This is a genomic window from Thermoplasmata archaeon, assembly GCA_035632695.1.
Classification (GTDB): domain Archaea; phylum Thermoplasmatota; class Thermoplasmata; order RBG-16-68-12; family RBG-16-68-12; genus RBG-16-68-12.
The window spans coordinates 23,002-32,895 of sequence record DASQGG010000203.1; the positions used below are offsets into that span (position 1 = coordinate 23,002).

General features: G+C 66.5%; 12 protein-coding genes. 7 read left to right on the plus strand and 5 right to left on the minus strand.

Going from position 1 to position 9,894, the window contains the following annotated elements:
• The first annotated feature begins 116 nt into the window (after positions 1-116).
• On the plus strand, positions 117-911 hold the full coding sequence (locus tag VEY12_12685; protein HYM40976.1) for a hypothetical protein: 795 nt from the start codon (positions 117-119) through the stop codon (positions 909-911).
• Positions 912-918: 7 nt separating this feature from the next.
• Here VEY12_12685 and VEY12_12690 read toward each other — a convergent pair whose 3' ends face one another.
• Positions 919-1,530, minus strand: coding sequence for a LysE family transporter (locus tag VEY12_12690; protein HYM40977.1), 612 nt, complete (start codon positions 1,528-1,530; stop codon positions 919-921).
• A gap of 73 nt (positions 1,531-1,603) precedes the next feature.
• Between VEY12_12690 and VEY12_12695 the strand changes: the two genes are divergently transcribed.
• On the plus strand, positions 1,604-2,338 hold the full coding sequence (locus VEY12_12695; GenBank protein ID HYM40978.1) for a sugar phosphate isomerase/epimerase family protein: 735 nt from the start codon (positions 1,604-1,606) through the stop codon (positions 2,336-2,338).
• Positions 2,339-2,356: 18 nt separating this feature from the next.
• Here the strand turns inward: VEY12_12695 and VEY12_12700 are convergent, their stop codons facing one another.
• Entirely contained in the window at positions 2,357-3,214 is an 858-nt protein-coding gene (locus VEY12_12700; protein HYM40979.1) for a methyltransferase domain-containing protein, read from the minus strand.
• Positions 3,215-3,348: 134 nt separating this feature from the next.
• On the opposite strand from VEY12_12700, the gene VEY12_12705 reads away from it, so the two are divergent.
• The 3 genes from VEY12_12705 (at position 3,349) to VEY12_12715 (ending at position 7,015) form a co-directional block, all read left to right on the plus strand.
• The gene (locus tag VEY12_12705; protein ID HYM40980.1) at positions 3,349-3,645 is read left to right on the plus strand and encodes a hypothetical protein; all 297 of its coding nucleotides are present in this window, start codon (positions 3,349-3,351) and stop codon (positions 3,643-3,645) included.
• Complete coding sequence (locus tag VEY12_12710; GenBank protein HYM40981.1) at positions 3,620-4,135, plus strand: GNAT family N-acetyltransferase; 516 nt, start codon at positions 3,620-3,622, stop codon at positions 4,133-4,135. Before VEY12_12705 ends, VEY12_12710 begins: the two co-directional genes overlap by 26 nt.
• Before the next feature lie 69 nt (positions 4,136-4,204).
• On the plus strand, positions 4,205-7,015 hold the full coding sequence (locus VEY12_12715; protein ID HYM40982.1) for a DNA polymerase domain-containing protein: 2,811 nt from the start codon (positions 4,205-4,207) through the stop codon (positions 7,013-7,015).
• Positions 7,016-7,030: 15 nt separating this feature from the next.
• On the opposite strand, the gene xseB is transcribed toward VEY12_12715, so the two are convergent.
• The 3 genes from xseB to pyrE form a co-directional block, all read right to left on the minus strand.
• The gene (gene xseB, locus VEY12_12720; GenBank protein ID HYM40983.1) at positions 7,031-7,255 is read right to left on the minus strand and encodes an exodeoxyribonuclease VII small subunit; all 225 of its coding nucleotides are present in this window, start codon (positions 7,253-7,255) and stop codon (positions 7,031-7,033) included.
• Positions 7,252-8,490, minus strand: a complete 1,239-nt coding sequence (gene xseA, locus VEY12_12725; GenBank protein HYM40984.1) for an exodeoxyribonuclease VII large subunit — start codon at positions 8,488-8,490, stop codon at positions 7,252-7,254. The genes xseB and xseA overlap by 4 nt, the downstream gene beginning before the upstream one ends.
• A gap of 78 nt (positions 8,491-8,568) precedes the next feature.
• Positions 8,569-9,141, minus strand: a complete 573-nt coding sequence (gene pyrE / locus VEY12_12730; GenBank protein ID HYM40985.1) for an orotate phosphoribosyltransferase — start codon at positions 9,139-9,141, stop codon at positions 8,569-8,571.
• A 100-nt stretch (positions 9,142-9,241) separates the two neighbouring features.
• Between pyrE and VEY12_12735 the strand changes: the two genes are divergently transcribed.
• The gene (locus VEY12_12735) at positions 9,242-9,601 is read left to right on the plus strand and encodes a ribbon-helix-helix protein, CopG family (GenBank protein ID HYM40986.1); all 360 of its coding nucleotides are present in this window, start codon (positions 9,242-9,244) and stop codon (positions 9,599-9,601) included.
• Positions 9,602-9,700: 99 nt separating this feature from the next.
• On the plus strand, positions 9,701-9,894 hold a 194-nt coding region (locus tag VEY12_12740; GenBank protein ID HYM40987.1), incomplete at its 3' end, for an orotate phosphoribosyltransferase.

Sequence of the window (9,894 nt, forward strand, 5' to 3'; positions counted from 1 at the left end):
GGACGCTATTTAGGGATAACTCCGCGCCGCAGAGGCGGATGCGTCACTTTCACCCATCCCTCCCCTCCGTCCCCAGCTTTATATCGCCACCCTCATGGACTCCGCGGGAGGATCCCATGGCCCTCATCCTGGAGACGCTCGCTCCGCCGGAGACGCGCCTCGAGGCGCGCAAGGCCCTGACGACCTCCGTGCCCACCCTGGATCGTCTCCTCGGATCCTTCGAGGCGGGCAGGGTCACGCTGATCGACAGCGGGAGCGACTTCGTGTTCCACCTCACCACGCTGCTGTGCGTGCGCGCGGTCATGGAGGGCGGGAGCGTGGTCTTCGTGGACGGCGGCAACTCCGTGGACCCCCACGGCATGGTCGCCCTTGGCAAGCGCGCCGGCCTGACGCGGGAGGAGATCCTCCCGCGCGTCCACGTGGCGCGGGCGTTCACCTGCCACCAGATGACCACATTACTATTGGACATGCTGGATAAAAAGCTCGAGGAAACCGACGCCGGACTCGCGGTCCTCGCCTGCCTCCCGGAGATGTACCTGGACGAGGACGTGGACGTCGGGGAGGCGCACGCGCTCTTCCAGCGCTCCGTGCGGGCCGTCCGCCAGACCGTCGCAGGCCGCGGGGTGGTCGGCCTCGTGACGAACGCGGGCCTGTCCAAGCTCTACCGCCGCCGCTCGATCCGGCGCCAGCTCTACGAGTCCGTGGACCGCGTGGTCCGCATCGCCCACGGCCGCGGCGGCGTCCTGATCACCCGCTCCGATTCCGACGCGGCGGAGTGGTACCGCCCCGTGCCCCCGGATCAGCGCACCCTGGACGACTACGAGGACGCGCGGCCGAGGATCGTGGACCTCGCGGCCGTCGGCGAGCCGCGGCCGATCCGGAACGCGGAGCACATGCGATTCTCCTGGTGACGTCGAATCACGGGAACCCCGCGAACGCGGTCCAGGCGAGGTAGACCGCGAAGACGACGAGGACGGCGATGGAAAAGGCGAGGACGATGTGGTACGTCCTCGCGTACCGCTGCTGGACTGCACGTAGGAGGTAGGGGAAGGCGCTGGTCCAGAGGAGCAGGCCCGCGAAGAAACCGACGAGGACAAGAGGACCGAGCTCGTCGATCAGGGCGATGCCCGCGGTGAGCCACCAGAGGATCGGGTACGGGCTCGTGAGGTTCGAGGCGACCCCGGTCACGTAGGAGGTCGCGTGCACGGTCCGCGGGGTGACGGTGACCACGGGCTCCGCCTTCCAGGCCTTCGCGGCGCCCCAGGCGAGGTAGGCCATCACGCCGGCTCCGAGGAGGGCGATCACGGGGAAAGCGGATCGCGCCTGGAGGAGGAAGGAGTGGGCAAGGGCGGACAGGGTGAGCCACAGGAGATCGACGGTCATCGCACCCAAGCCCACGAGGAAGCCCGCCCGCCAGGAGCGCGTCACGGCGTGCGAGGCAATGAGCGCGTTCACGGGTCCGGGCGGGGCGGCGAGAGAGAGGGCGAGGAGGACGCTGATGCCCGCGCCCGCGAGGGCCTCGAGGACCACGCGACGCGATGGCGACCGGGACACATGAACATCCCCGCGAACCCTTATGCCGCCCGGGGCCATCGGCCGCGGCGTGCGCATCGGCGCGTCGACGTACAGCCGGGAGCCGTTCCCCAAGCAGATCGAGGAGGCCCGCGAGGCCGGGTACGACTACGTGGAGCTGGACCTGACCTGGGTGAGCTGGGAGCCTCCCAAGCTGCGCGAGGAGGCGGAGGCGTTCATCAAAAAGATCCCCTTGGAGACCGCGCACTTCCCGCCGTCCCACTTCCGCACCGCCGATCTCGCGCGGTTCGCGGGCTTCATGGACGCCCTCGCGCCCGTAGGCATCCAGGTCTTCAACGTCCATTTCCTCCCGGCGCGCTCCGCGCCGACGGTCTCCGCGGACGCGAAGACGGCGTGGCTCGCGGATCTGGCGAAGGCGGCGAAGGAACGCGGAGTGACGGTCACGGTGGAGAACCTCGACGAGCCGCCGCAGGAGCTGCGCCGCGTGCTCGATGCGGTGCCCGACTTGCGGTTCTGCCTGGACCTTGGCCATGCGCACCTGGACAAGCGTGAGGACGGCGGTCGGACGTACCTCGAGGCGCTCGGGGACCGCCTCGGGCTCGTCCATGTGCACGACAACCACGGCGGCCACGGGAAGGAGGGGGACGAGCACCTGCCGTTCGGGAAGGGGACGATCGACCTCGAACGGGACGTGCGCGCGCTCAAGATGCGCTACGACGGCCGCGCGACCCTGGAGATCTTCACAGGGACTCCGGACGACCGCAAAGCGTGCCTGCGGAAGATGCGGCGATGGGCGCGACCGTAGCGTGACCGGAGCCTCGGGTCACCTACCCGCCACGCAGACCAAGACCTCAGAGGAAACGATCAGCTCCGATACGTTGAAGGACGAGGCCACGCGGGCGGCCAATTCGCGCCGGAACGCAGCTCGCGCATCCGAGCTCATCGCAGTCAACTCCTGGCCGACGTCCCCGAAGGCGGCCATGTATCCGATGTACGAGTCGATGGAGGGGAAAACGCGGGTAAGGGTCTCGGGAGCGCAACGGACCACCTCGAAACCCGCCTCCTCAATGAGGGGGCGCACGGTCTTCGGGTCCCCCGCCTGCGCCATGGGGCTTTCGCGCAGGACACGGCGCGCCTCCCGAATCCGCTCGACGCCGGGCGGGCGCTGGGCACTGCGGAACCGCTCGAGGATTTCGAAGAAGGCGCGGCCCGTCGGAGTCCCCTTCCCCGTCCACTCGACGAACGCGAACCGACCCCCAGCCCGCAGCACCCGGTGAACCTGGCGGAAACAGGAACCCCAATCGAAGAAGGGCAAACCCAGGCACGAGACGGCGGTGTCGAAGGAGGCCTCGGGGTACGCAACACGCCGCACGTCCATCACGCGGAATACCGCATTGCCAACCCCGGCAGCCGCCGCCCTCGATTGGGCGACCGCGATCATGCCCTCCGCCACGTCGATTCCGACCACGCACCCGGGGATGCCAACCCGCCGAGCCGCTTCCAGGGTCAGATCCCCGGCACCGCAGCCGATGTCCAAGACCCGTTCTCCCGGTCGTGGGTTGGCTGCGTCCAGCACCCGCTGCACGAAGGGGGCATGGTACCGAGCCACGGAGGACTCGTATCCGGGGGCCATGCGGCTGAACTCCTCGGCGAGAACCCCCGCGGCCTCCTCCAGGTCCACATGTGACGAAGAGACCAGGGGGCCCATAGTCCTGTCTGGGCCATATCAACCTTGTTTAAGGTTGATTTGAAGAGACACTTTCGCGGACCCCTCCCCCGCATCCCCCCTTATGGTCCCGGGACCATGGTCTCCGGATGGGTCGCACGATCCCGACGTACCGCCTCCACCTCGAGTCCATCCTGAACGACTGGATGGACTACCGCCGCGCCCTGCGGGAGAGGGACCGGGGAGCCTTCGACGGCCTCCTGAGCAAGGCACGGCAGCACGCCAGTGCGGCGAGCTACTCCGCACACCTCGATCCGACGGACCAAGCGTTCCTGTCCATCCTCCTGGAGATGGAGAAGGAGCTCGAGGCCTTGAGGTCGCGACGCGAACGTTCTTCCGCGCCCGAGGGTTCGGCGCCCCGTGAACCTCCGGGAGACGCGACCTGAGGACCGGGCCGCGATCAAACGGATCTCGCGCGCCTCCTTCGACCGCGTGTACGCGTTCTTCTCCATCCGCGGCAGCCGCGGGGGATGGCTTCAGCTTGTCGCCGAGGAGGACGGCGCGGTGGTCGGCTTCCTGGAAGGCCGTCTCTTCGACGGCCAACCTCCGATCGGCTACGTGTACTTCGTCGCGGTGGACCCGGGGCGCCGGAGACAACACGCGGCTCGGCTCCTCGTGGAGGAATCCTTGCGGAGGTTCGAGTCCCGCGGAACCACGCGGGTCTTCGCCGCGGTCCCGGGGGACAATGAGGCCTCCATGGGACTCTTCCGGTCTCTCGGATTCCAGGAGGCCCCGCGAGGAGCCATGTGGCGCTGGTACCGCTTCCGAAGCATCGCGGTCCAGATGAGCATGATGATCGCGCCGCACGAGGTCCTGCTCGTGCGCACTTTCGCGGACCCCTCCCCCGCATCGAACCAAGAGCCCCCTCGACCCTGAGGAGCCGTCCGGGGGAGTCCACTGCACGGATGGATCATCGACGCGTACGCGGACTACGACAGGGACTCCGTGGTCCTCCGACTCTGGAACGAGGAGGGGGCGCACCGCATCGAGGACCCGCACTTCGTGCCCTCCTTCTTCCTGCACGCGACGCCGAGCGAGCTCCCCGCGCTCCGTCGGCGCATCGAGATCCTCGACGGCGTGCGCGAGGTCCGCGAGGTCGAGCGGCGCATCGCCCTCGAGGACGACGACGCCAAGCCCGTCCTCGAGATCGTGCCGCGGCACTACCGCGACCTGGCGAAGGTCGCCCGCATCCTCGACTCGAACGGCGGCTACGTGGACCATCGCCTCTTCGACGTCGACTTGAGGTTCAGCCAGCGCTACGCGATTGAGCACGACATCTTTCCCATGGGCCTCGTGCGCCATGCGAACGACGTGTGGCGGGCGGAGGAGGAGCACTTCGCCCTCGATTATCCCCTTCCGCAGCTGAGACGGTCCCTCCTTGACCTCCACGTGGACAACCCCGCGGGCATGCCGCGGATGCAGGACAAGCTCCTCGGGGCGCGCGTGGACGACGTCGAGATCGACGGGAGCGAGGAGGCCATCCTGCGCGGAATTGACGAGGTTGTCCGCTCGAAGAACCCGGACATCCTGATGACGGACGGCGGGGACGCCTTCGTCATGCCCTACCTCGCCCGGAAGGCCGCGGAGCTCGACGTGAATTTGCAGCTCGGCCGCGACGCGGACACGTTCGCGGAAAAGAAGGCAAAGTCCTACTTCACGTACGGGAAGATCGTCTACAAGCCGGGGCAGTACATCCTGCGCGGGCGACTGCACCTGGACCGCGGGCACTTCGCGTTCCGCGAGAGCGACTTCGCGGGACTCGCGGAACTCTCGCGCCTGTCGACGCTCACGCCGCAGGAGCAGGCGCGGCTCACGCCGGGCACGGCGATCACCGCGATGCAGGTGAACCAGGCGCACAAGGACGGCTGCCTCGCGGTCTGGAAGAAGAACCGCCCGGAGGAGTTCAAGAGCGCCGAGTATCTGCTGCGCGGAGACCGTGGCGGGTTCATCTTCGAGCCCGAGGTCGGATTGCACGAGGGCCTCTACGAGCTCGATTTCTTCGCGCTCTATCCAAATATCATGGTGAAGTTCAACATCTCACCCGAGACGTTGGATTGCTCCTGCTGCGAGTCGGAGGGGCTCCCCGTCCCGGAACTGAAATACCATCTGTGCACGCGGCGGATCGGGCTGATCCCGCGAGTGCTCAAACCTGTGGTCGAGCGGCGGCACTACTACAAGAAGATGAAGAAAGAATCAGGACCTCTCCAGGAAATCTACAAGGGTCGCGACACGATTCTCAAATGGCTTCTGGTCACCTGCTTCAGCAACGAAACCATCATCCCGCATTGGCAAGGCAACGAGCTCCGATTCCAACGCATCGCTTCCATCGTGAATCGATACATCCCAGAGGGGACAGGGCTTGTTGATTGCCTAGACGACCTTTGGGTACTCAGCTGCACGACAGACCAAAAACCCGTCAAGAAACGGATTGCACGGGTCCTGAAAGCTGAGGCGCCCGAGTCCCTATTAAGAGTCGGAATCGAAGGGAATCGGAATCTATTCGTGACACCGAACCACGAGTTTTTCTTCTATGACAGGGGGAAACGCTTCGCGGTGAAACGCGCCGACGAACTCGTGCTGGGAGATCTCATTCCCGTTTTCCCAGATCCGTGGAACAATGAAATTGCTTACACAGGTCAGCGAACGCCGCACCGTTCTCCCGTCGTGTCCGTCGACAAAGTTCCGTACTCCCATCCGTTCGTGTATTGTTTTCAGGTCGACGGCGAACTCCATGGATTCGTGACAACCGATGGGGCTCTGATACCCCAGTGCTTCGGGTACACTGGCTACAAAAATGCCCGCTTCGGCCGCATCGAGTGCCACGAGGCCATCAACGCCTATGCGCGCGACATCCTCGTCCACTCCATGGAGATCGCAGAGTCCCATCGCCACGAGGTCGTGCACGGCATCGTCGACTCGCTCTGGCTTCGACCTAAGCTTGACGCGGACCCAATCGAGAAGGTTCAGGACCACATCGCCGGCTCCACGGGCCTCCCCATCGAGCTCGAGGGCCGCTACAAGTGGATCGTCTTCCTCCCCTGCAAGACGACCGGCGTGGGCGCACTGAACCGCTACTACGGCCTGTACGACCATGACGAGTTCAAGCTCCGCGGGATTGAGTTGCGGAAGCACGACACGCCGGAGTTCATCAACATCGCCCAGGAGGCCATGCTCGGCGAGCTGAGCCTCGCCTCGAACGCGGCAGAGTTCCACGAGCGCATCCCCCGCGCGGTCAACATCCTCCGCTGGACCGCGAAGCGCGTCCTAGACCGCGCGATTCCCGTCCACCAGTTCGTCCTCACGAAGAACGTCTCCCGCACCCTGCCCGAGTACGTCGTCCTCACGTCGACCGCGGCCGCCTTGAAGCAGATGGAGAAACGCGGCTTCACGGTCGAGCCCGGCGAGACCGTGCGGTACGTCCTCCTCGACGTCCGTGCGCGGGAGTCCGAACGCAAGGTGCGCGTCGCCGAGTTCCTCCAGGGGGACGAGGCCGTGGACGCGTGGGAGTACATCCGTCTCCTGTGCCGCTCCGGGCAGACCCTCCTCGCCCCTTTCGGCGTCACGGAGGAGGACCTCTTCGCGAGCTGCCGGGACCTCTCCGACGTCGTCGCTCCGGGCATGCCCCAGGAGATCGAGGTCAAGGACCCGGGCCGCGGGTACGGGCACAGCCGCGCGCGCGGGGGCGTCGGATACACCCACCAGTGGCGCATCGTGGAGGACGAGGGCGAGCCTGGAGAGATCCCCGTCGAGGGCTGACGCCGCCCGAGGGGCTCACTCGAGCTGCAGCGGTTCTTCCTGGAGTCCGTCCGTCGCGGCGACGAGCTTGGTCACGCGCTGCTCCGCCTGGGCCAGCATGCCGTGGCACCGGCGGTACAGGGCGAGTCCTTCCTCGAAGACGGCGAGGGCGCGGTCCAGCGGCACGTCGCCGCGGGAGAGCTCCTCGACCTTGGCCTCGAGGGCCGCAAGGGCGTCCTCGAACGAGTTCGGGTCCGTCATGGTGTCTCCTCCTTGGATGTGACGTGAACGTGAAGGCGCCCGTCCTGGAGACGGACGACCAGGGATTCCGGCGGCTGCACGGCGCGGGCCAGCGTGACCACCCCGCCCGCGTCGCGCTCGACGATCGCGTAGCCGCGGCGCAAGGTGCCCAGGGGGCTGACCGCGTCCAGGCGATCCCCCAGGGCGTCGAGTCGGTCCAAGCGGAGGGCGAGTCCGCGGAGCCCCGCGTCACGCAGCCCTCGACCGAGCTTGCCCAGTCGGTCCGCAGACCCCGCCATCTCGCTCCGGAGTCCCGCGGGGGACAGGCGTTCCGCCGCGAGGGCGACGCTCGTCCGGCGGTCTCGGAGGACGTCCTGGATTCCCACATGCAGGGCGTCCGCCAGGGAGGCCAGGTGGGCGCGCAGATCGTCCGCATCGGGCGAAGCGAGTTCCGCGGCCGCGCTCGGGGTCGGGGCGCGGACGTCGGCCACGAAGTCGGCGATCGTGACGTCGGTCTCGTGGCCCACGGCGCTGATCACGGGCACCGGGCACGCCGCGATGGCCCGAGCGAGACCTTCGTCGTTGAAACACCATAGGTCCTCGAGCGGCCCGCCGCCCCGCGCGAGGATGACGACCTGCACGCGGTCCTGCACGGCCGCCAAGGCGTGGCGCAGGCTCGAGGGAGCCTCGGGTCCTTGCACCAGGGCCGGGGACAGGGTCACGTCGGCCAGGGGGAATCGCCGCCGGAGGATCGTCACGACGTCGTGCAGGACCGCCCCGCGTTCCGACGTGACGAGCCCGACCCGCCGGGGGTACGTGGGCAGGGGCCGCTTCCTCCCCGTGGCGAAGAGGCCCTCGCCGTCCAGCTTCCTGCGGGTCGCTTGGAAGGTCGCCCAGAACCGGCCGACCCCCTCGGGCGCGAGCGTGCGCACGACGAGCTGGACCTCCCCCCGGCGCGCGTACAGGTCGACGTCCCCCGTGGCGAGGACCGCCAGGCCGTCGCTCAGGTCGAAGGCGAGCGCCTCGGCATCGGCCCGGAAGAGGACGCACGGGATCTGGGCGTTCTCGTCCTTCAGGGTGAAGAACACCATGCCTCCCGCGACGTGCTGCACGTTGCTCGTCTCGCCGCGGACCAGGATGCGGTTCAGGAGGGGATTGGACCGCACGGTGTCCCGCAGGAGACGCGCGAGCTCCGACACGGTCAGGGCACGCACGCCCCGGATGCCCGCGTCCGCGGAGACGGCGAGGGTTCCCATGGTGTCCTCGAAGGAGGCACCCAGGGACCCCGGTGTATTTCAACGGCGCCGGGAGGGATGGGCGAAAGTGACGAACGCCTACGCGCCGCCGAGCAGGTCCTTCGCGGTCACGAGGGCGTGCAGGCGGACCGTGATCTCCGCGAGGGTCATCTTGCCGCCTTCCTCGCGGTCCACGACGGCGACCACGTCGTCGACGACCGCGCCCTGGGCCCGCATGCGCTCGATGGCTCCGCGCAGCGTGCCTCCCGTCGTGACCACGTCCTCGACGAAGAGCACCCGGTCCCCTTTGGAGAGCTCGCCTTCGAACTCCTTCTTCGTCCCGTGCTCCTTGGTCGCCTTGCGGACCATGAGGTACGGCTTGTTCGATGCGAGGCTCACCGCCGCGGCGATCGGCACGGCGCCGAGTTCGACGCCTGCGACGCGGTCCACAACCATTGCATAGGGAGCCATCGCGTCAGCTATCGTCCGCAGGACACCGGGCTGAGTTATCGCCTTCTTGATGTCAACGTAGTACCTTGATTCCTTTCCCGACGCCAAGACGAACGATCCGAATCGTAACGCGCCACAGCTCTTCAAGTCAGAAACAAGGAGAGAGGACACGAACGGCGACAACGCTGGTCTGATCCAGCGGGCCGGGGCTTGCTCCTGCATCGTACACGTATAGCACCAGTAGCTAAAGATTTTTCCACTTTACTAAACCATTAATTCACTTGGACAATGACTTAAGCCATCTCATGGCAATGTCGTCGCCGTGTCGGTCAAGCGCAAGTGGGGACGGCCTCGCGGGACGAAGCACTTCGAGCGACAAGTGAGCGTAAGCCTGCCGTTAGACTCGCTCGACATGATTGAAGAACGCCAGGCTCGGGAGAAAACCACATTCTCGGAGGCGATGCGACGTTGTCTCCTGGAGTACCGCGAGACGAAGACTCAGCTTGAAAGCGGGGCCATTCTGGTCGTGTTGTCCAGGCGTGATCGTGAGGAATTGCGCGGCCTCGTTGAAAACGGTTTCGTAACCTCAGAAACGTACGCCGGTGTTGAGGCGATCCGACGGTACTTCGAGTGGATTCGAAAGGAACGCGAAGAGCGCCAGAAGGCTTCGCGGATACTGTAGTCGGTGTTCTTAAGTCCAGCAAGGCTTATGTACCACGCGACATTGCGCACCCCGCTTTCCGTGTGAATGGGGGAGAACTCTACGGCCGTCGCCACCCACTTGGACGACGACAGGGCATCGGTGCTCGCAGCCATCCGAACGCAGGCGCTTCACCGGGAGGGTTCCTTCCTGCTGGCTTCTGGGCGAAGAAGCGACTACTTCCTCGACATGAAGACCGTGCTCAACGATGGAACCATCCTCGAGAGAATCGCTCGGATGATCCTGTCGAAGATTCCCCGCGAAGCAACAGCAGT